This is a genomic window from Agrobacterium sp. BT-220-3 (assembly GCF_025910175.1).
GTDB classification, from domain to species: Bacteria; Pseudomonadota; Alphaproteobacteria; order Rhizobiales; family Rhizobiaceae; genus Agrobacterium; species Agrobacterium oryzihabitans.
The window spans coordinates 70,899-92,047 of record NZ_JAPAIX010000013.1 but is presented as its reverse complement, the minus strand read 5'-3'; the positions used below and the strand labels follow the sequence as shown (position 1 = coordinate 92,047).

Annotated in this window: 20 protein-coding genes and 1 tRNA gene; 16 read left to right on the top strand and 5 right to left on the bottom strand. The window is 59.1% G+C overall.

What is annotated here, in order from left to right; genetic code table 11:
• The 3 genes from istB to OK142_RS22490 form a co-directional block, all read left to right on the top strand.
• Positions 1-579: IS21-like element helper ATPase IstB (gene istB, locus OK142_RS22500; RefSeq protein ID WP_498685273.1), on the top strand; the 579-nt coding region annotated here is incomplete at its 5' end.
• 134 nt (positions 580-713) lie between these two features.
• Positions 714-1,559: a phage integrase N-terminal domain-containing protein gene (locus OK142_RS22495; protein ID WP_498685272.1), complete on the top strand. Its 846-nt coding sequence runs from the start codon at positions 714-716 to the stop codon at positions 1,557-1,559.
• Positions 1,556-1,858: a hypothetical protein gene (locus tag OK142_RS22490; protein WP_498685270.1), complete on the top strand. Its 303-nt coding sequence runs from the start codon at positions 1,556-1,558 to the stop codon at positions 1,856-1,858. The genes OK142_RS22495 and OK142_RS22490 overlap by 4 nt, the downstream gene beginning before the upstream one ends.
• A gap of 9 nt (positions 1,859-1,867) precedes the next feature.
• Here OK142_RS22490 and OK142_RS22485 read toward each other — a convergent pair whose 3' ends face one another.
• Positions 1,868-2,461, bottom strand: a complete 594-nt coding sequence (locus tag OK142_RS22485; RefSeq protein WP_313609397.1) for a hypothetical protein — start codon at positions 2,459-2,461, stop codon at positions 1,868-1,870.
• Between the two features lie 550 nt (positions 2,462-3,011).
• Between OK142_RS22485 and OK142_RS22480 the strand changes: the two genes are divergently transcribed.
• The 4 genes from OK142_RS22480 to OK142_RS22465 all read left to right on the top strand — a co-directional run bounded on the left by OK142_RS22480 (position 3,012) and on the right by OK142_RS22465 (position 6,755).
• Entirely contained in the window at positions 3,012-4,700 is a 1,689-nt protein-coding gene (locus tag OK142_RS22480; protein ID WP_498685269.1) for a type IV secretory system conjugative DNA transfer family protein, read from the top strand.
• A 1-nt stretch (position 4,701) separates the two neighbouring features.
• The gene (locus OK142_RS22475; RefSeq protein ID WP_498685268.1) at positions 4,702-5,619 is read left to right on the top strand and encodes a M48 family metalloprotease; all 918 of its coding nucleotides are present in this window, start codon (positions 4,702-4,704) and stop codon (positions 5,617-5,619) included.
• A gap of 61 nt (positions 5,620-5,680) precedes the next feature.
• Complete coding sequence (locus OK142_RS22470) at positions 5,681-6,436, top strand: hypothetical protein (RefSeq protein WP_498685266.1); 756 nt, start codon at positions 5,681-5,683, stop codon at positions 6,434-6,436.
• Between the two features lie 43 nt (positions 6,437-6,479).
• Positions 6,480-6,755 (top strand): hypothetical protein, encoded by a 276-nt coding sequence (locus tag OK142_RS22465; RefSeq protein ID WP_313610870.1) that lies wholly within the window; start codon positions 6,480-6,482, stop codon positions 6,753-6,755.
• A 127-nt stretch (positions 6,756-6,882) separates the two neighbouring features.
• On the opposite strand, the gene mobQ is transcribed toward OK142_RS22465, so the two are convergent.
• From mobQ to OK142_RS22450, 3 genes are all read right to left on the bottom strand, one after another.
• Positions 6,883-7,935, bottom strand: coding sequence for a MobQ family relaxase (mobQ, locus tag OK142_RS22460; RefSeq protein ID WP_498685265.1), 1,053 nt, complete (start codon positions 7,933-7,935; stop codon positions 6,883-6,885).
• A 191-nt stretch (positions 7,936-8,126) separates the two neighbouring features.
• On the bottom strand, positions 8,127-9,290 hold the full coding sequence (locus tag OK142_RS22455) for a tyrosine-type recombinase/integrase (protein WP_498685264.1): 1,164 nt from the start codon (positions 9,288-9,290) through the stop codon (positions 8,127-8,129).
• Positions 9,291-9,375: 85 nt separating this feature from the next.
• Positions 9,376-9,451 (bottom strand) — tRNA-Lys (locus tag OK142_RS22450).
• Between the two features lie 285 nt (positions 9,452-9,736).
• Between OK142_RS22450 and OK142_RS22445 the strand changes: the two genes are divergently transcribed.
• Entirely contained in the window at positions 9,737-10,483 is a 747-nt protein-coding gene (locus OK142_RS22445; RefSeq protein ID WP_498685261.1) for a cytochrome c biogenesis CcdA family protein, read from the top strand.
• 34 nt (positions 10,484-10,517) lie between these two features.
• Positions 10,518-11,456: an AEC family transporter gene (locus OK142_RS22440; protein ID WP_137037777.1), complete on the top strand. Its 939-nt coding sequence runs from the start codon at positions 10,518-10,520 to the stop codon at positions 11,454-11,456.
• Here OK142_RS22440 and OK142_RS22435 read toward each other — a convergent pair.
• Positions 11,440-12,648 carry a UbiH/UbiF family hydroxylase gene (locus OK142_RS22435; protein WP_498685257.1) on the bottom strand — a complete coding sequence of 403 codons (1,209 nt, stop codon included), beginning with the start codon at positions 12,646-12,648 and terminating at the stop codon, positions 11,440-11,442. The two genes, OK142_RS22440 and OK142_RS22435, sit on opposite strands and share 17 nt — an antisense overlap.
• A gap of 209 nt (positions 12,649-12,857) precedes the next feature.
• Here OK142_RS22435 and pcsA point away from each other — a divergent pair, with 209 nt between their 5' ends.
• The 7 genes from pcsA to glmU all read left to right on the top strand — a co-directional run bounded on the left by pcsA (position 12,858) and on the right by glmU (position 21,078).
• Positions 12,858-13,583 carry a phosphatidylcholine synthase gene (gene pcsA, locus OK142_RS22430; protein ID WP_035222923.1) on the top strand — a complete coding sequence of 242 codons (726 nt, stop codon included), beginning with the start codon at positions 12,858-12,860 and terminating at the stop codon, positions 13,581-13,583.
• A gap of 210 nt (positions 13,584-13,793) precedes the next feature.
• Positions 13,794-15,350: an ABC transporter ATP-binding protein gene (locus tag OK142_RS22425; RefSeq protein WP_498685278.1), complete on the top strand. Its 1,557-nt coding sequence runs from the start codon at positions 13,794-13,796 to the stop codon at positions 15,348-15,350.
• Entirely contained in the window at positions 15,340-16,431 is a 1,092-nt protein-coding gene (locus OK142_RS22420; RefSeq protein WP_035222929.1) for an ABC transporter permease, read from the top strand. The genes OK142_RS22425 and OK142_RS22420 overlap by 11 nt, the downstream gene beginning before the upstream one ends.
• Complete coding sequence (locus OK142_RS22415) at positions 16,431-17,351, top strand: ABC transporter permease (protein ID WP_035222932.1); 921 nt, start codon at positions 16,431-16,433, stop codon at positions 17,349-17,351. Before OK142_RS22420 ends, OK142_RS22415 begins: the two co-directional genes overlap by 1 nt.
• A 35-nt stretch (positions 17,352-17,386) precedes the next feature.
• Positions 17,387-18,460: a BMP family ABC transporter substrate-binding protein gene (locus tag OK142_RS22410; RefSeq protein WP_003495497.1), complete on the top strand. Its 1,074-nt coding sequence runs from the start codon at positions 17,387-17,389 to the stop codon at positions 18,458-18,460.
• 311 nt (positions 18,461-18,771) lie between these two features.
• Positions 18,772-19,509: a FadR/GntR family transcriptional regulator gene (locus OK142_RS22405; RefSeq protein WP_082184399.1), complete on the top strand. Its 738-nt coding sequence runs from the start codon at positions 18,772-18,774 to the stop codon at positions 19,507-19,509.
• Positions 19,510-19,716: 207 nt separating this feature from the next.
• Complete coding sequence (gene glmU, locus OK142_RS22400; RefSeq protein ID WP_498685254.1) at positions 19,717-21,078, top strand: bifunctional UDP-N-acetylglucosamine diphosphorylase/glucosamine-1-phosphate N-acetyltransferase GlmU; 1,362 nt, start codon at positions 19,717-19,719, stop codon at positions 21,076-21,078.
• The last annotated feature ends 71 nt before the right edge of the window (positions 21,079-21,149 follow it).

Sequence of the window (21,149 nt, the reverse complement as noted above, 5' to 3'; positions counted from 1 at the left end):
CGGCTTGCAATCGCCAAACTGCGTTTCCCCGATGCTTGCATCGAGAACATCGACTTCGCCGCCCCTCGCGGCCTCGACCGCCGACAGCTCCTCTCGCTTGCCCAAGGCGAATGGCTCAAGGCCCATGAGCACTTGATCCTGACCGGACAAACGGGAACGGGCAAAACATGGCTCGCCTGCGCCATCGGACGGCAAGCGGCCCGCCTCGATTATTCCGTTCTCTATGTCCGCATGCCCCGTCTCTTCGAGGATTTGGCGCTAGCGCGCCTCGACGGGCGGTTTCCCCGATTGGTCGACAAGCTCGCGCGTGTTCAATTACTCATCCTTGATGACTGGGGAACCCACGCGCTCAGCGATCAGCAGCGGCTCGATCTCCTGGAAATCTTCGAAGAGCGCTACCGCCGGAAATCCACTCTGATCACCGCCCAGCTTCCCGTCGCGCAGTGGCACGAGATGATCGGCGAACCAACGATCGCTGACGCCATCCTCGATCGTATCGTCCATAACGCCCATCGAATTGCGCTCGAGGGAGACAGCATGAGGAAGCAAAAACCAAGACCGCTCTTGACCGAAGCGTAAAACGCCGAAATCAATAACCAATGACATCAACCAGGCGAACGAAAGTCAATCCCGCGAGACTGTCCGCGATTTAGTGAAACGACTGTCCGGGATTTACCGGAATCGATGTCCCGTTAATCTGAAATCCGCACCGCTTGACCCAACGCAACCGTGACGGCTCATTCGGCACCCAGACCAACCGCAAACGCGGCCTGACCGCAATGGCCGACGACCTCAGCGACCTCGGCTATAAACTGCCGTCCGCTGCATCCCTCAAACCCAAACATATTGAAGCGCTGGTGGAACGATGGCTCGACGCCGACACGACCGACGCCAGCATCCGTAACCGGCTCACATGGCTGCGCTGGTGGGCGGAAAAGGTCAATAAACCGAATGTGGTGAACCGCGACAACGCTGCTTACGGCGTGGCCGAACGCGGTGAAATCACCCGCAACCGTGCCCAGACCCTCGATCCGGCCAAGTTCAAAGCCATCGAATGTCCCTACATCCAAGCCTCGCTTTTACTGCAAGCAGCCTTTGGCCTGCGCCGTGAAGAGGCGATGAAGTTCCAGCCTCAAGCCGCCATACGCGGCGACCACATCACGCTGCAAGCAAGCTGGACCAAAGGCGGCAGGGCACGCACGATCCCCATCACCACGCTGGAGCAGCGCCAGGTGCTCCAGCACGTCGTCAAGCTCGTACCGGGTCGCGGCTCGTTGATTCCGGCGCATCTGAGCTACGTCGAACACCTCAAGCGGTTCGAGTACCAGACCCTGAAGGTAAGCCTGCGCAACACACACGGATTCCGGCACGCTTATGCCCAGAACCGATACCGCGTCCTGACCGGCCAAGCCTGCCCGCTGGCGGGCGGCAAGGACTGGGCGACCATGACTCAAAGAGAACGAGAAACTGACCGCACGGCACGCCGGCAGATATCCGCCGAACTCGGCCATGGCCGCCTCAAGATCACGGACATCTATCTGGGGAGCGCCTTTCAGTGAAACGCGCCGAAGGCAACTACCTTATGGCCATGAACCATCGCGCCAAGTACGCCAAGAAGCTGTTCAATCCGGCCACCATCGCCACGGCTATTGATGCCGTGGCGATGGAAGGCCATCGGCAGTATCGCGTGGTGCAGGAGCTTCCGTTCGACCTGTCGGAAACGGATGCGGCACATGCGCTAGAGGAATGGTTGGACAGAGAAAAGTTCACCTATACATGGCGGCCACGCTACCTTGAGCAGGATGCGTTTAGGCCGTCAATTGTGACCGAGCATCCAGAACTGGTGATATCGTGGTAGCGTATAAATTTAGCTCTTCGCGATACGACCCGATGCCATTTTGTAGTCAAGAAGTTGCTTGAGAATGCGGATAAGTTGCATAAAGTTCTTCGTGTAATTTGGTTTTACAACGGGAGCAGACCGGCTCTCCGCTATAATTCTGACAGCTTTGCGAATCGTGGCGATTTTCAGAAATGTCAGTTCAACATAGTTTGATGAATGGTAGCCTTCGGCGCGTAGAATTCGAGATGATTCTACGCTGAAGACCAGCACCCCGAATGAGAGCGCTACGAGCTCTGTCGGATACCTGAGCGACAAGGCTTCGTACTGAGATCGTACTGCCTCGGTGTTTCCAGAGCCGCCGTTCCACACTACGAAAAAAGAAGCTGCGGCTTTAATGCAGAGAGCGACCGTTAGTGTTACGACTTTGCCATCAGAATACAGATTATCGGTCAAGGGCAGGTAGAGTTTGATGAAGCGGTCGTACGCCTGTTCCAATGCTCTATCTGAAATAATGGGCGTGAAATCATAAGAAGAGGCGGTCAATCTGACCGCCTCGCGATAAAGAAAGTTGAAGACGGCGAAGTCCGTCAGCGAACTGAGATCTTTGTAGTTTTCGTACAAGCAATCACGCCTTACCGATGACCGGGCGGCCTTTTGTGGAGATTGATGACCGATTGCTCCGCGATCGTCTTAACTTCCTTGGCGGATAGTTGTGGGGCGTCCCCGTAGAGACGGTCGGCGCTCTGTTTCAGGAAATTGCGGACTTTTACGATTTCGTCGGAAGTCGGTTCTTCCTGAGTGGTTAGAAAAGCAGTTTTGGCTTTTCCTGTACGAGATCTTGCAGCCATAGAGAATCCTTACAGTAAGCCGTTTCGGGCTTACTGCCCGGGTAAACGGACAGTTGATCACCAAATGATGATACCATAACCGACCGTGTTCGGAAATATATTTGGAGCGGGTTAATAATTCGACTTAAATAAACTGTTGTGTTTTTAGATATACGGCCAACGCCGCATCAACAAGCAAAAATGGTTGTCGAGTCTTAAATTCTGTGAACATCGGAAAATGCCCTTTTCGCGACCGGGAAGACGCGCTGGCTTTAATGACTAATTCGAATTGATTTTCTATTTATGGTTGTTATGGTTGCCAAAGTCGGACTGGGGGCAGTCACATGAGCAAGTTCGATCCCTTCGGTGATCTGGAGCGCAGCTTTGATCTCATCTTCAAGTGGGGAACGTGGGGTTTTAAAACCGGACGGAACCTCAAGGCCCGCGCCGCACGGCAGCGGGTGGAGAAACGCTATGGCCCCGAAGTAGCCGATGCCGTGGAAGCCGATATCCGCGAGGGTCGCGATCCGCGCCCGCGACTTGAACGGGCTGAACGCGACCGCATCGCCCGCGAGGAACGCGAGCGTCAGCTTGCCGATCCGCCACCACTCTACGGCTCGGCCCGTTGGCCGACGTCCGAAGATCTCAAACACCTCCTGCGCGACCGTACCGCCTTCGACCACCCGCACTCGATCCTGCTTGGCAGCTTCAATGATGAAGGCCAGACCACACCCGCCGGATTTATCCACTGGGACGGCGACGGACACCTGCTGACCATTGCGCCCACACGCTCCGGCAAGGGTTTGACCACCATTGTTCCCAACCTGCTGCGCTACCAAGGCAGTTGCGTGGTGCTCGATCCCAAGGGTGAACTGTTCGAGGCCACCTCCAAATGGCGCAGCCAAATCGGCCCTGTCTACCGTATTGCGCCGCTGGACGACGGCTCAGGTAGACCGGTCCATCGTTTCGATCCGGTCAGCCGGGTTAAAAGGGAAGCCGACGCCCGCGCCATCGCGCAGCAGATGTTTCCACGCGATCCCAAATCACCGTCCTTTTTCGCGGATGACGCCGTGGGCATCCTGACGGGCATCATAATGTATGTTTGCTATAAGGCTCCGCCACATCGCCGGACACTGGCAACGGTCTGCCAGATGGCCATGCTGAAAGGTGATAATCTGCGCAACGTGGCCAGACAGATGTGCGGGTATCCGCCGTCTGCCGACGCGGGCACTGCCATTCTGGAGAAGGACGCCCAGCGAGGACTCAAGGTTTTGCAGGAGACCCTAAGCAGCAAGCTCTATGAGTGGAAAGACCGCGATATTCAACGCAGCGTCAGCGGCAACGACGTGAACTTTGAAAGTCTCAAGGACCACCCCGCGACGATCTACATCGAAATACCGTTCGACATGATGAAGACGTTCTCCGGCTGGCTGCGGGTGGTTCTCAAAGCCGCGCTCGATGCCATGCTGGCCAACCCGCGTGTGCCGGATATACCGGTGCTGTTCGTGCTTGATGAATTCCTCAACATCGGCTCATTCCCCGAATACCGCGATGCCATCCGCACCCATGCCGGGGCGGGGGTGCGCCTGTGGTTCTTCCTGCAAGACATCTATTCTATCGAGGAACATTATCCCGGCAACAGCTGGCGTCCGTTCCTCAATTGCGCGGTCAATCAGTTCTTCGGCGTCAACGACGACGAGACCGCCAAAATGATCGGCGGCTACCTCGGCCACAAGACCCACGCGATCCGCACCACATCCTCCGGCACCAACGTTTCGTCGCATCTCGGCGGATGGATGGGGGACGCCTCGACCAATAGCGGGTTTTCGATGACCGAAGGCATCCAGTTCCTCGGCCGCCCGCTGCTGACCAGTGACGAGGTGCGGGAACTGCTCGGCGGCTGGCAGGGTGACGGCTGGCGATACGGGATTACCGACATCGCGGGCACGCGCCCGTTCAAGACGCAACTCGTGGTGCATGAAAAAAGTGAGAATTGCAGGCAACGCATCGGCATGATGGCCAAGGGGGAATGACATGGCGAACCAGACGGTGCTTAAACACAGCACATTTCCGACTTGGCTCGGCCTTGTCGTGGGCAGTTGGGCCGGTCTCGCATGGGGCAGTTTGATCTCCGCGCCGGTCGGTATCGGCATCGGCGTTGCCGCAGTGAGCGCCCTGGGCGGGTTCCTTGCCGTGCCGCTGTGGGGCACGGTCTGGGGCTTGATCGGATTGGGCCGCCAGCGCGAGAAGGCGCTCAAAGGGCACGGTATTACCCTCCTGAAGGAGGACGATCCGCTGGCGCAGCGGGTTTACGCACTCGCCGCCCGCCTTGGCCTGCGAACCCGTCCATGGGTTGGCACCATGCCGCACAATAACGCCTACGCCATCGGGTCCAATGCCGACAACGCCATGGTGGTGGTTGGGCAACCGCTGCTCGACACCCTGAGCGAGGCGGAAGTGGATGCCATTATCGGCCATGAACTCGGCCACATCGCCAACAATGACATGCGTCGCATGGGGCTGGCACGCTCATTTCAGAATTCCTTGGTGTGGTATCTGGGGTTTTCCGAGACCTTGCAACGCTGGGGCCGCTGGCTCCTTACATGGGTGTCGGAACTGTATGTTCTCAGCCTGTCGCGCAAGCGCGAGTATTGGGCCGACGCCGTCGGTGCGGCGCTGACCAGCAAGGAGCATATGATTGCGGCGCTGGAAAAGCTGCACAACGGGCCGAAATTGAGTGATTTTGAGCGTAAGGAGGCAAGGCTGATGTTCCGGGGGATTGCCGGCGGGGCGCTGTTTTCGACGCATCCGACGCTGGAGGAGCGGCGAGGGGCGCTCCAGAAGGAAACGTACCTGCGACGGATACCGGTCATGCGACTGGATAACCCACAAGCTACGTCAATCCCGGCGTCCCTGCCGAAGGTGGAGGATATCGCCTACGCAAAGCGCTAATATTGGGAATCGCTGCTACTCAATAAGGCGATAACATCGCCAAGCACACGGGGGAACCATCATGCGATGGAAATACGCGGCTCTGGTGAGCTGCTTTTTTATCTCTGACACGGGTATGGCGCTTGCCGAGACATTCCGTCTTGAAGCGGTTGTCCAACAGGAGGACCAGTCTTGCAAATACACGCTATCGCGGCCTGACTGGAAAAGCAAAATTGGTGACCTTCTCAGGACGCTCTTGGAGATTAATATCCAATACGTCCGGCTTGAGCAGGCTAGGAATGTTGTGGTTACCAACATTGGCCAAGGTCAGGCCGTGAAATTTAGCACTGTCTACAAGGGGATGGCTTTAGATGGTGACGGTGGTGAAATAGTCCACGAGATTATCAATATTGAAGGGGTAGCACTTCTTGGAAAAGACAACATAGTTGTCAAAGTCACAAATACAAATCATGTGTTCAAACCCTTCCTTTCCGGTAGATTCATAACCTGTGAGCCCGTGTCAGTTCCAGAAGACACTCCGCTTTCGCTTGAAGACATGAGGAAAATGGAAACTAACAGGCTGCGGGAATTTGAAACCAATCTCGGTGACGCCATGGATCACGCAACCGGGTTCGGGTTGAAACAGGCCGCAAATGCGGCTGGACCCGCAAAAAGCTTAATTAAAAAAGGAATCGACTCCTATGTTGACGGTAGCAAGAGGACTCGCAACGAAGCTCTCAAGTCTTCGGACACCTCTGCGCTTGAATGGTCGAACCATAGGGCGATTGAACGGAACCACTACTGCAATACTTATTTGCGCGACGCTTGCAAACCTTAGTGCGACTACCGCCTACGCCCTCGATAATGACGAAATCACCTGCATGACGCAGGAATATTGGTTTACGAAGCTCGGTCCCGAGAAAAAGGACGCTTTTGAGGAGATATCCCAAAAATGCGGACTCGGGGAGGACCGCTCCATGGAGGTTGATGAGTTCATTGAGACGGCAACGGCAACCGTTGATGGCGGGGGAGACGAATTCTTCGCAGCGGTTTACGGACAGGAACAGGCCGCTTTATTTAGGAGCGTGACAAAGGAAACGCTGGTTTTCATGCAGTCCGTTGACGCTCACCTCATCAAGACGATGCCCATTCCTTAGCCCTATCACTTTGCTCTGCGGTTATGGTCTTGTTCTTGCCAAGGCCGTCTTCGAAAGGTGCGATTGTCTGCTCGCCCACATCAGCGCTACAAACTCCCACGCCGCCCCGCCCGAAAATCATTCCCCTTTAACGGTTCCGGTCGGGTTCCAGCCCGTCCTCAACCGGATGCGGCGCGGGACGGATATCCGGCTCCAGCCAGTCGAGGTGGTTTTCCCAGCGCTCTAGTGTGGCGTCGTCCTGAGCGGGGGCAGGGGTGCTGAGCCAGTCCAGCATATCGTCCGGCGCAAGCCGGTAAGCAGCGGCTTCATCCTCGCTCACCTCGCGGCTGTTCTGCCGCTCAATCGCCTGCCGTGCGGCAGCAGGATCGCCGTTCGGCGCTTGGAAGACGGGAGGTTCCTCCCGTTCGACTTCGTCCAGCATCCGCCCTTCGGCGGCCGCAAGCTCGCGGGGATGAAGAGGCGAGCCATCCGGGTCGGGCACGGGCAGGTCGCGGTCATCATACTTTCGGGTCATGGTTTCCCTCTCTCGCTGGCGCTGCCTGCGGGCACGCCGTTCGTCACGGTCCGGTCCGCGATGCTGGCCGGGTTTCTGCTCAAGTCTGCGTTTGGCATAGCTGCGGCTGTCGATGGTGGCGGTCACGCCCGCCTTGCGCAAGGCGGCGTTGGCAACCCGCTCCCACGTCACTCGCGCTTCGCTGATGAACTGCCGCCCGTCGGCGCTGCGGATTTTGGGACCGAACCCTTCCGGCGCGATGGCGCGGGTGGTCAGCAGGATATGGACATGGGGATTATGCTGGGTGCCATCGTCGTGGATGGCGAAGTCGGCCACGAACCCCTGCGCCGTGTACGCGTCGGCCATGGCATGGGTGACGGCCAGCCACGCGGTGCGCGGCAGTTCACGGGGCAGGGCGAATTCAATCTCTTTGGCCAGACGTGCATCGTGACGCTTTTCCGCCAGCTCAACCGCGTTCCACAACGTGGTACGGTCAGCCATCCATTCGGGTGCACCGGTAGGCAAGCGAATGCCGCTTGCGATCACATCCCGTCGCCCGCCGAAGTCGGACAGGCGTTCCTCGGCATCGTTGGGCAGAACCTCGCCCGCGCGATACGCGGCGGCAGCGACCACGGAGCGCCCGTCGCCCCGGCTGATGTTTTTGACGTTCAGGTGATAGATGGCCATTCACCTTGCTCCGGCACGGACGGGGTTCAGGGGTGTCCCCTGACGCACCTGCCGGTTTTCTCCAGACGCCGTGCGGCTGGTCAGAAAACCGTGCAGAGCATCGCCACTTTCGAACAATGCGTACACATTGGGCGATGCGTAGGTGCGCTGTTACGCATTGATACACGCAGGCCGGGAATGTTCAAGATGAGCTAGGCTTCGGCGGCTACCGCCTTCTTCACCTTTTTCTTTACGTTGATGGCCTTGGCATCCAGCGTGTTTTTCAGATGCACGGCATAGTGCTTCTCGATCATCTCAACGCTCGTGCGGCAGTTCTTCGCGATCTGGTAGATGTCCGCGCCTTCCAGCAGACGCAGGCAAATGTACGTGTGCCTGAGACTGTAAGCCGAGCGCCGGTTACCCTCGCGGTCGAGCTTGAACCCGCAGTCCGTCATGGCGCGGTTGAACTGCTTCTTGTGATCCTGCGGGAATACCAGATCGGTCGGATGGGCGGGATTGCGCTGCACCAGTCGCTCGAAGGGATGCACAGCGCCCGTGGTGCTTTTGCAGTAGCCAAAGCCCCGCTTGCCGCGCACCTCGATTAACAGGATGCGCTCCTCGCTTTCCTCGTCCTTCTCGATGGTCACGTCGCGATACTCCAGCCGATTGGCCTCGTCGGGGCGCAGGCCGGTGTTAGCCATGAACAGGATGTAGTCGTGGAACTGCTCGGCGGCGTGTTCCCAGTTGAGCTCCTTGGCGGATTGGGCGCGCTCGCGGGTAAAGGTGTAGAGCTGCTTGTATTCTTCGGGAGAGAACCACGCGCGGTGTGTGATCTTGCCGGACGCCTTGTAGGGGGCGGAGAAGTCGGGGAGGTGGCTGATCCAGCCGTGGCGCAGGGCGGTTTTCATGACCTGTCGCAGCGTGACCGTTTCATGGTGCAGGGTGCTACGCGACGGCACCTTGCCGGTCTCAGGATGCGGCTGGAGCCGCATGACCCGAAACTCCTGCACCTTGCCCGCCGTAACGGCGCTGAGGCCCATCTTGCCGAAGTAGGGCAGGAGGTGGTTGTCGATCCGTGCCTCATGATCCTTCACGTAGCGCGGATTGCGCTGACCGTTGGTGAGAGGCACGTACTCCAGCAGGAACTGCTTGGCTGCGTCGGCAAAGGTGCGCTCGGTCTTCAGTTGACCGATTCGGCTCTTGCCGCGAAGCTCCAGGTACCAGTCCTCGGCAAACTCTTTTGCCAGTGACAGACTGTCGGTTTTGGTGCTGACGCGCCACTCCTTGCCCTCAAGATAGGTGGAGCATTGCCACAGTGAACTGTTGGCGCGGCGATAAACGCGAACCTTGTCACCAAAGACGGTATGCGAGGTCATTTCACCCTCTCAGACTGTGCGAGACATGTGTGAGGGTGATTCTAGCTGAAATCAGGCCGGTTTCAATGCTAAGTGCTTGATTTTTTGGTGAGAGCGCAGGGATTCGAACCCTGGACCTACTGATTAAAAGTCAGTTGCTCTACCGGCTGAGCTACGCTCTCCCGTGTCGGGGCTTGGCTGCCCTTCGGAAGTGCGCGGAACATAGGTAGAGCGATCCGTTCGGTCAACCCAAAAAAAGCGCTTTCTACAATCAATCCGGTTTTTTTTGTCGCACCCCCGAAAAGGTGATTGGAGACAGGGGGCGGCTGGGGATAAAAGCGGCTCAGACATGTCGGGCAGACGGGTGAAATCGTTTTACGGCAATGACATGTGCGAAAATGAAAGCGTGAAGTGTCGGCGAATCTTTGACGAATCGCGACGAGCTTTGCGGGATCCGGAGTTCTTTCTTGTCGATTGCCGATATTTCCCTGTTCAGCGCGCTTCTGGCCGGTGCCTTATCTTTCCTGTCGCCCTGCGTTCTGCCGCTGGTGCCGCCTTATCTCTGTTACATGGCGGGCGTTTCGGTCGAGCAGTTCAAGACGGAGGATGCCGCGCCGCGGCCTGAGGTCCGCAAGGCCGTGCTGTTTTCGGCTTTCTTCTTTACGCTCGGTTTCGCCACGGTTTTCGTGGCTCTGGGTGCCGGCGCTTCAACCATCGGCACATTGTTGCGCCAGAATCTCGATATTCTCGCCAAGATCGGCGGTTTCATCATCATCCTGATGGGCCTTAACTTTCTCGGTGTTTTCCGCATCGGTATGTTTTCGCGCGAAGCGCGGTTTCAGGGGGCGGGCAAGCCGGCCACGCTTTCCGGAGCCTATGTCATGGGTCTTGCCTTCGCTTTCGGCTGGACGCCCTGCATCGGCCCGGTTCTGGGCGCGATCCTCGGTGTAGCCGCCGCGCGCGACACGGTTGGCGACGGTGCGGCGCTGCTTGCAGTCTATTCTCTTGGCCTTGCGGTGCCTTTCTGGATCGCGGCTGCTTTTTCCGGCTCCTTCATGCGTTTCCTCGTGCGCTTCCGCCGCCATCTTGGCCTCGTGGAAAAGCTGATGGGCGTGTTGCTGGTGCTCACCGGTATCGCTTTCATGTCCGGTTTCATCACCAATGTGGCGATCTGGTTCCAGGAGACCTTTCCGATCCTGATGAAAATCGGCTAAGCCTCCCGCGTATTTTAGACGCAGGGGAAAGACCGTGGCCGATATCGTCGGATTGCTTTTGCCGTTTTTCGGCCTGATCTTCATCGGTTACGGCGCGGCGCGCATCACGAAACAGCCAGTCGAGGCGATGGGCTGGCTGAATACATTCATCATCTATGCCGCGCTTCCGGCGCTGTTTTTCAAGCTGGTGTCGAAAACGCCGGTGGAAGAGCTGGCGCGCATGGATTTTGTTGCCGCCAGTCTTGCCTGCACCTACGGCATTTTCTTGGCTGTGTTCCTGATCGGCCGGTTCGTGCGAAAGAACAGCCTTGCCGAAACCACCATCCAGAGCTTCGCGGCGAGCTATGGCAATATCGGCTATATGGGGCCGGGTCTTGCGCTGCTGGCGCTGGGCGAAAAGGCGGCGGTGCCGGTGGCGCTGATCGTCTGCCTGGAAAACGCCGCCCATTTCATCGTCGCGCCGGCGATGATGGCGGTTGCGGGCGGTGACAAGCGCTCCCCGGCGAAGCTTGCACTGGATGTGGCGCGCAAGGTCATCACCCATCCGTTCATCGTGTCGGTGATAGCAGGCTTCCTCGCTGCCTCGCTGTCATGGCAACCGCCGGAGGCGGTGCAGCGGCTGGTGGATTATCTGGCGCAATCGGCAGCACCCTGCGCGCTGTTTGCCATGGGTGTCACGCTGGCGCTTCGGCCGATGAAACGGGTGCCGGTGGAAATCAGCTATATCGTGCCGGCAAAGCTGATTCTGCATCCGCTCGCGGCTTATCTCGTGCTCTCGTCGCTCGGCCGTTTCGAGCCTGTGTGGATCTATTCCGCCGTGCTGTTGGCAGCCTTGCCGACCGCGACGAATGTGTTCGTCATCGGCCAGCAATATCATGTCTGGCAGGAGAGGGCGTCGGCGACGATCCTCATCTCAACGGTGCTGTCGGTCCTCACGCTGACAGGCGTGGTCTATTTCATCCAGCCTTTTTGAAGCTGCCGAACAGCAGCGAGGGCAGGGCCTTCAGCCCGCGGCCCGGTTCGATGCCTTCGCGCATGACCATGCTTCTGAGCGTGCCGATGCCGGAGAGGACATGCAGGCCCGCCGCGCGCGCCATCTGCACCGGCAGAAGATCGGAAAGCAGTGAGCGGTTCAGGAGATCGACGCTGAGGGTGCGGCTGTAGACATCCGCCCGCCGCCTGCGGTCAAAGCTGCTGCCGGCATCAGCGGCGATGGGGCGGTCGGAGACGGCACCGAGCAGTTCCGTCAGCGAAATGATGTCGCGCAGGCTGAGGTTCAAACCCTGCGCGCCGATGGGCGGGAAGCCATGCGCGGCCTCACCGATCAGGGCGACGCGGCCCTTGCCGAAGCGATGTGCCGTCATGGAAGAAAGGGGCCATGCCTGCACGCTGTCCTCCACGGTAACAGCGCCCAGCATGGATTGCATGCGCTCCTCGATCCGCAGGCTGAGCGCCTCCAGCGGCAATGCCGTCAGTTCCTCGGCCTGTTGCGGGGTAACGACCCAGACGAGGCTGGAGCGGTTGCCGGGCAGGGGAACCTGGGTGAAAGGACCAGTGGGGGTGTGGAATTCCGTCGAGACATTGCCATGCGACCGGCTGTGGCCGAAGTTCAGGACAATGGCCGTCTGCGGATAGGACCAGGATTTGACGCCGATGCCGGCCGCATCCCGCACCATCGACTTCCTGCCATCCGCGCCGATGAGGAAATCGGCCGAGAGCGTTTCGCCGTCTGCAAGCGTCACGGAGACGCGGTCGCTGCCGATGTCGATCGTCTCGGCGGTGGTGTCGAGGCGGGTAATATTGTGTTCCTGTTCGACAGCCTCACCAAGCACGCCGAGCAGCGCCTCGTTGGGAATGTTCCAGCCGAAGGCATCGAGCCCGATTTCGGAGGAGCGGAACTGTACCGTTGGCGCGCGCAGCAGGCGCTCGGTGCCGTCAATGATCTGCATGGTGGAAAGGCGTGCGGCCGAAGGTGCGATGCGTGACCAGAGGCCGAGGCGGTCCATGAAACGGATGGACTGGTCCATCAGCGCCGTGGTGCGCTGGTCCTTCCTGTCGCTGGAAGGTGCAATGAGCGCGACGTGGCGGCCCGCCCGCGCCAGCGCGATGGCCGCGATCTGGCCCGCAAGTCCCGCACCGGTGATGGCGATATCGAAGTGTCTCATGGTCCTGATCCGTTGTTATTTCCAGAACATCATAGTGTCTTTGCGCGGGCAAATCCACTTCGGGGCCGGAACATTCAGTCACGAAGATTCGTTGGTTGCGCCGCTATATTAGTCTTAGGATAAGCGGATTGAGCCGGTTGCAAAGCGTGGTGAATGGCCGCATACCGGAATGAACAGGGCGGATGAAAAGCGGGGCGCAGACGCTGACCATGAAAATTTTCAACTACAAGCGTGTTCCCTACGCGGAAATCCGCGCCTTTTCCGTCCATATGCTTACGGCGTCCGGTTCGTTTCTGGCCTTTCTCGGCGTTGTCGCGGCTGCCGAGCACCGATTTGTCGACATGTTCTGGTGGCTGGGGCTTGCCCTGCTGGTCGACGGTATCGATGGACCCATCGCCCGCAAGGTTCGGGTGAAGGAAGTCCTGCCCAACTGGTCCGGCGATACGCTCGACAATATCATCGACTACGTGACCTATGTGCTTTTGCCCGCCTTTGCGCTTTACCAGAGCGGCATGATCGGGGAGCCGCTATCCTTCGTGGCGGCGGGCATGATAGTGGTATCGAGCGCCATCTATTATGCCGATATGGGCATGAAGACGGATGAATATTTCTTCTCGGGCTTTCCAGTGGTGTGGAACATGGTGGTGTTCACGCTCTTCGTCATGGATGCCAGCGCCACCACGGCCATGACCGTGGTTACCGTTTCGGTTTTCCTGACATTCCTGCCGATCAACTTCCTGCATCCGGTGCGGGTGAAGCGCCTGCGGCCGCTCAATCTGGCCGTCGTCTTCGTCTGGTGCGCGCTTGGCGGTTATGCGCTGTTGATGCATTTCGAAACGCCGACATGGGCTGTGGTCGCATTCGTGGCGAGCGGCATCTATCTCTATTGCATCGGTGGAATATTGCAGTTTTTTCCGTCGCTGGGCGCAAAGTAAGGAAAATCTAAAGCCGTTTATTGCTTGTGCAAATTGCATTTAAGCAGCTTCTTTTTCAGTTGTGCGCAGCAGCAAAACAGTTATCAATACATCATGGTCGCGCAGCATTGCATACGCATTGCCCCGTGATTGGGAACAATAACCGCAGCTGTTGAAGTGCTTCAAAGAAAGCATGAGCTGCCGGTGAGAGAGGGACCAGTGACTGGAAATTTGGCGCCGGAGGCCGTGCCTCTCCTGTCCGTTCGCAAGCTGACAAAGCTGTTCGGCAATTTCGCCGCCTGCAACGGCATCGACCTCGATATAGCGCCGGGCGAAATCCACGCGCTTCTGGGTGAAAACGGCGCGGGCAAGTCCACGCTCGTCAAGATGCTGTTCGGCGTCCTTTCGCCGACCGAGGGCGATATCATCTGGCAGGGCCAGCCGGTTTCCGTGGGCTCGCCAAGCGAAGCCCGCCGGCTCGGTATCGGCATGGTCTTCCAGCATTTTTCCCTGTTCGAGGCGCTGACGGTCGCTGAAAACATCGCCCTGTCGCTGGACCCGAAAATTTCACTGAAGGAAATCGCCAGGGAAGCGGAAACGCTGTCGCGCGCCTATGGCCTGCCCCTCGACCCCTATGCGCATGTGGCCGATCTTTCGGTCGGCGAGCGCCAGCGCATCGAGATCGTCCGCGCCCTCTTGCAGAACCCGCGCCTCATCATTCTCGACGAGCCGACGTCGGTGCTGACACCGCAGGAGGCCGACAAGCTGTTCGAGACGCTGGCGAAGCTGAAGGCCGAAGGCCGTTCGGTGCTTTATATCAGCCACCGTCTGGAAGAGGTGCAACGCATCTGTGATCGCGCCACCGTCCTGCGCCATGGCAAGGTGACGGGCGCCTGCGACCCACGCAAGGAAACGCCCGCATCTCTGGCGCGCATGATGGTCGGAAGCGATGTCGCAAGCGTTTCGCGCCCGACGGGAGCCGCGCTCGGGCAACCGCAGATCGAGGTCATGGGGCTTTCGGTTGCGCCACGCACGCCTTTTGCCGTGGCGCTGAAATCGATTTCGATGAATGTGCGCGCCGGCGAGGTGCTGGCGATTGCCGGTGTGGCCGGAAACGGCCAGGGCGAGCTGTTCGATGCGCTTTCCGGCGAGTATCCGGTCTATAATAATGATGCGATCCATCTGCGCGGCAAGCCGGTTGGCCGTATCGGCATCAATGGTCGCCGGCTGATGGGCGCGGGTTTCGTGCCGGAAGAGCGCCATGGCCACGCCGCCGTTCCCGGCATGAGCCTTTCCGACAATCTGTTGCTGGCGCGGGCGCGTTCCGACCGGAAGGCGTTTCTGACCGGCGGTTTCCTTCGCATCATCCGTGGCTCGACCATCAAGGCGGCGGCGCGGCGCATCTCGGAAACCATGGATGTGCGCAAGAGCGGGGCCGATCCGCTGGCGGGGTCGCTGTCTGGCGGCAATCTGCAGAAATTCATCGTCGGGCGTGAACTTGACCGTCAGCCCGCCGTGCTGGTGGTCAACCAGCCGACCTGGGGTGTGGATGCGGGTGCGGCGAGCCGAATTCGCCAGGCGCTTGTCGATCTCGCCAAGGCGGGCTCGGCGGTTATCGTCATCAGCCAGGATCTCGATGAAATCTTCGAGGTCGCCACCAATATCGCTGTCATTTCCGACGGGAAGCTGTCAGAGACCCATCCCGTGGAAGACATGACGCTTGAAAAGATCGGCCTGCTGATGGGCGGCATCCACACACATTCGGGAGCCGCCCAGCATGCGCATTGAGCTTGAAAAACGGGCAGGGGTCTCAAAGTTATTCACTCTTCTTTCGCCGCTTCTGGCGCTGGTGCTGACGCTGCTTGTCGGCGCTGTCATGTTCGCCATGCTCGGCAAGAACCCGCTGGACGCGCTTTATGCGTTTTTCGTCGAGCCGCTTCTGGAGGTCTGGTCGCTGCATGAGCTGGCGATCAAGGCCGCGCCACTGATCCTGATCGGCGTCGGCCTGTCGATCTGTTATCGCTCCAATAACTGGAACATCGGCGCGGAAGGGCAATTCACCATCGGCGCGATCACCGGTTCCATCCTGCCGGTGCTTTATCCCGACTGGCATTCGCCGCTCATCCTGCCGCTGATGATGGTGATGGGCGCCATCGGCGGCGCGCTTTATGCCGGTATTCCGGCGTTGTTGAAGACGAAGTTCAACACCAATGAAATCCTCGTCAGCCTGATGCTTGTCTATGTCGCGCAGCTGTTTCTCGACTGGCTGACGCGCGGCATCTGGCGTGATCCGGGCGGCTATAACTTCCCGCAGACCAAGCCTTTTAATGATAGCGCCGTTCTGCCGGAAATGCTGGCATCTGGCCGGGCGCATTGGGGTTTCGTTTTCGCCATCGTTGCGGCCATCGCGCTGTGGTTCATGATGCGCTACATGCTGAAAGGCTTCGAGGTTACCGTGCTCGGGCAGTCGGCGCGGGCAGGGCGTTTTGCCGGTTTTTCCTCAAGCCGCATGGTCTGGTTTTCGCTGCTGCTCTCGGGTGCGCTGGCGGGGCTTGCGGGCATTTCGGAAGCGTCCGGTTCCATTGGCCATCTCCAGCCCAGCATTTCGCCGGGTTACGGCTTCACGGCCATCATCGTCGCCTTTCTCGGTCGTCTCAATCCGCTCGGCATCATCCTTTCCGGGCTGGTGCTGGCGCTGACCTATCTGGGCGGCGAGGCGGCGCAGCTTTCGATTGGCGTCTCGGACAAGGTGACGCGCGTGTTTCAGGGGCTGATGCTGTTCTTCGTGCTCTCCTGCGACACGCTGATCTTCTATCGCATCAGGGTCGTCTTCACAGGCAAGGCGCATCATAAAGAAGGAGCGGCATGATGGATATGCTTCAGGCCATTCTTCTCACCGTCATCACCGCCGCGACACCGCTCGTGCTTGCCGCCTCCGGCGAGCTTGTGGCGGAGCGCTCCGGCGTCCTCAATCTCGGTGTCGAGGGCATGATGATCATGGGTGCGGTCTGCGCTTTTGCGACCGCCCATATGACGGGGTCTCCCTATCTCGGCATTCTGGCCGGCATCGCTTCCGGCGCGGTTTTTTCGCTGCTGTTCGGCTTCCTGACACTGACGCTGGTGACCAACCAGGTGGCGACGGGCCTTGCGCTTACCATTCTCGGTCTTGGTGTTTCCGGCATGCTGGGTGAAAGCTTCGTCGGCCTGCCGGGTGTCAAGCTGCAGCCCATCGTCTTTCCGGTTCTGTCCGAGATTCCCTTCTTCGGCCCCTTGCTGTTCCGGCAGGACCTGATCTTCTACATGTCCATCGCGCTCGTTGCCGGCATCAGCTGGTTTCTGTTCAAAAGCCGCACTGGTCTCAAGATTCGGGCGATCGGCGACAATCACGGTTCCGCCCATGCGCTCGGCATCAATGTCATCCGCACGCGGTATCTGGCTGTCATGTTCGGTGGCGCCTGCGCGGGTCTCGCCGGCGCGCAGCTCTCGCTTGTCTACACACCGCAATGGGTGGAGAACATGTCGGCCGGGCGCGGCTGGATTGCGCTGGCGCTCGTCGTCTTCGCCTCCTGGCGTCCCTGGCGCCTGCTGGCGGGCGGGTATCTGTTCGGCGCCGTCACCATCGGGCAATTGCACGCGCAGGCCTTCGGCATCGGTGTGCCGTCGCAACTGCTTTCGGCACTACCTTACCTTGCAACTATTGTCGTGCTCGTCATCATCTCGCATAATCGCCGCACGACCTTGATCAACACGCCGGCATCGTTGGGCAAATCCTTCGTGCCGGACAGGTGAAGAAGTCTTAAGTCTCCAAACCAACAGGGGTAAAAATGAAAAAACTGGTCATCGCACTCGCCGCTTCCGTTGCGGCTCTCGGCGGCGTCGTTTCCTCGGCTGAGGCCGCCGACGCCAAGAAGGTCTGCTTCATCTATGTCGGTTCAAAGACCGACGGCGGCTGGACGCAGGCGCATGATATCGGCCGCCAGGAACTTCAGGCTCATTTCGGCGACAAGATCGAGACGCCGTTCCTTGAAAGCGTTCCGGAAGGCCCGGATGCCGAACGCGCCATCGAGCGCATGGCCCGCTCGGGCTGCGAACTGGTCTTCACCACCTCCTTCGGCTTCATGGATGCGACCGTGAAGGTCGCCCAGAAGTTCCCCAAGGTGAAGTTCGAGCACGCCACCGGCTTCAAGACCGCTGAAAACGTCGCGACCTACAATTCGCGCTTTTACGAAGGCCGTTACATTCAGGGCCAGATTGCCGCGAAGATGTCGCAGAAGGGTCTCGCCGGCTACATCGCTTCCTTCCCGATCCCGGAAGTGGTGATGGGCATCGACGCCTTCGTTCTCGGCGCGCAGTCGGTCAATCCGGAGTTCAAGGTCAAGGTCGTCTGGGCCAACACCTGGTTCGACCCCGGCAAGGAAGCCGATGCAGCCAAGGCGCTGATCGACCAGGGCGTCGATATCCTGACGCAGCACACCGATACGACAGCGCCGATGCAGGTTGCGGCGGAACGCGGCATAAAGGCCTTCGGCCAGGCCTCCGACATGATCGCGGCCGGTCCGAAGACGCAGCTGACCGCCATCAAGGACACCTGGGGCGCCTATTACATCAAGCGCACGCAGGCTCTTCTCGATGGCACCTGGAAGTCCGAATCCGTCTGGGACGGCCTGAAGGACGGCATCCTGACCATGGCGCCCTACACCAACATGCCCGATGACGTGAAGAAAATGGCCGAGGACACCGAAGCCAAGATCAAGTCCGGCGAGCTGCACCCCTTCACCGGCCCGGTGAAGAAGCAGGACGGTTCGGAATGGCTGAAGGCGGGTGAAAAGGCTGAAGACAAGGTTCTGCTCGGCCTCAACTTCTACGTTGCCGGCGTGGACGACAAGCTGCCGCAGTAATCGGTGATTTCGCCAAACTCAGCGTCATCCTCGGGCTTGACCCGAGGATCCCTGCCTTCGACGGCCTATGGCTCTTCGCCTCAAGGGCAAGGATGACGTGGGAGAGGCTACTCATCGTTCACATTCTGGCCGCGCGTGACATTCATGCGCGGCCTTTGTTATTTTCATGTGTTTTACGCCGCGAACGAAGTTTGCCTTTGCTTTTCATGCGACTTGATGTTTTTCACTATAGTCTGACTTGAGATACACACGTCTGGCGCGATTTTTGAGATCGCCGGCCGAACGGAAGGACATGACATTTGCAGCGCGGAATGCTCGATGCGGCGATCGGTTTTCGAAAGTTGCGGACAAATCATGCACAGGTCGTTCACAAGCTCGGTCTCGATATCGTGTCCGGCGTTTTCAAGACGGGTGACATCCTGCCGGGCGACGCCGAGCTAATGGAGCGGCTGAAAGTATCCCGCACGGTTCTGCGCGAAGCGATGAAGACGCTGACGGCCAAGGGCATGATTTCTCCCAAGGCGCGTATCGGCACCCGGGTGACGGAGCGCGAAAGCTGGAACATGTTCGACAGCGAGGTGCTGCTCTGGCACTTCGAGGCGGGCGTCAGCGACGAATTCCTTTTGCATCTCTATGATATCCGCCAGGCTTTCGAACCCTATGGCGCGGGGCTTGCGGCTGTCAGGGCAAAAGATGCGGATATCGCAAAGCTCGCCGCTTACGCCAACGAGATGGGCAATACGGCGTATTCGAAGGAAAAGCGCGCGCTTGCGGATATGAACTTTCATGTCCTCATCACCGAAATGTCCGGCAACCCTTTCATGCGCACTGTCGGTTCGCTGATAAAGGCGGCTCTCGCAGGCATTTTCCGGATGAGCAACCCGGAAGCCGACCCCAACGAGATTTCCGACGTGTCTGCCTCTCACCTGCGACTGGTCGAAGCGTTTCGCCTGCGTGACGACACTACCGCCCGACGCGAGATGGAAAGGCTGATTGAAAACGGCCGTCAGCAAATACTGGAATTCACCGCCCGTAACCCCCGCCGATAGATCATGCCGACCCGCCGCTGATCACGTTTGATGAAAATCTGCGTGGAAATTTGGTGGAGATTTGCATGGTTTCTTAAGTGGGGCGCCGTTATAGCAATGCCGGAAAGAAATCACCGATACGCCCGTCCGTTAAAGCGGCCGGCGTAAAGTCAAACATTGCCACTGTCACGGCCGTCCTTTGGCCGGTGACAGGGTGTTGGAGGTCTTATGGAGCGTAGCTCTCTAGCCGTTATTCTCGCAGCGGGCGACAGCACGCGCATGAAGTCTTCGAAATCCAAGGTGCTTCATACGGTCGCCGGACGTCCGATGATCGGGCATGTGGTGGAGGCGGTAGCTGGAGCGGGCGTTGGCGCAGTGGCGCTGGTGGTCGGGCGCGATGCAGACAATGTTGCCGCAGCCGCCGGTCTCAAGGGTGTTCAGGTCGAAGCTTTCCTGCAGAAGGAACGCAAGGGTACGGGCCATGCGGTTCTTGCCGCACGCGAGGCGATCGAGCGCGGCTACGACGACCTGATCGTCGCCTATGGCGACGTGCCGCTCATCACGTCCGCAACGCTTGACAGGGCGCGGGAGGCGATTACTGCCGGTGCCGATGTCGCCGTGATCGGTTTCCATACCGAGCGCCCCACGGGTTATGGCCGGCTGCTGGTCGAGAATGGCGAGCTGGTGGCGATCCGCGAGGAAAAGGATGCCACCGACGAGGAACGCAAGGTCACCTGGTGCAACAGCGGGTTGATGGCCGTCAACGGACGCAATGCGCTGGACTTGCTCGACCGGATCGGCAACAGCAATGTGAAGGGCGAATATTATCTTACTGACATCGTTGAAATCGCCCGCTCGCTCGGCCGCCGTGCCGTTGCCATCGATGCGCCGGAAACCGAGCTGATCGGCTGCAACAACCGCGCCGAACTCGCCTTGATCGAAAGCCGCTGGCAGCAGCGCCGCCGCCACGAATTGATGGTCGATGGCGTTTCGATGATTGCGCCTGAGACCGTGTTCCTGTCCTTCGACACCAAGATCGGTCAGGACGTGCTGATTGAGCCCAATGTCGTTATTGGTCCCGGCGTGACGATCGAGCCCGGTGCCGTCATCCATGCGTTTTCGCATCTGGAAGGGGCCTATGTGGCTGAGGGTGCGGCCGTCGGACCCTATGCGCGATTGCGCCCCGGCGCCAATCTGCACGCCAATGCCAAGGTCGGTAATTTCTGCGAGGTCAAGAAGGCGGAAATCGGCGAGGGCGCCAAGGTCAACCATTTGACCTATATCGGCGATGCCTTCATCGGCGCAGGCAGCAATATCGGTGCTGGCACCATCACCTGCAATTATGACGGTTACAACAAGTTCGAAACGCGGATTGGGGCCAATAGCTTCATCGGCTCTAACTCATCGCTGGTCGCTCCCGTCACCATTGGCGACGGTGCCTATATCGCCTCGGGCAGCGTGATTACCGATGACGTTCCCGCTGATGCGCTCGCTTTCGGACGCGCGCGGCAGGAGGTCAAGCCGGGCCGCGCAACCGTCGTGCGCGAGCGGGCGAAAGCGCTGAAGGAAGCGAAGAAAAAGTCCTCTTGAAAGACGTTACCGAGAGATACCGAAAGTGACCGGCGGCGTAATTGCCGATTTCAGGGAAACGATTAGTAGTT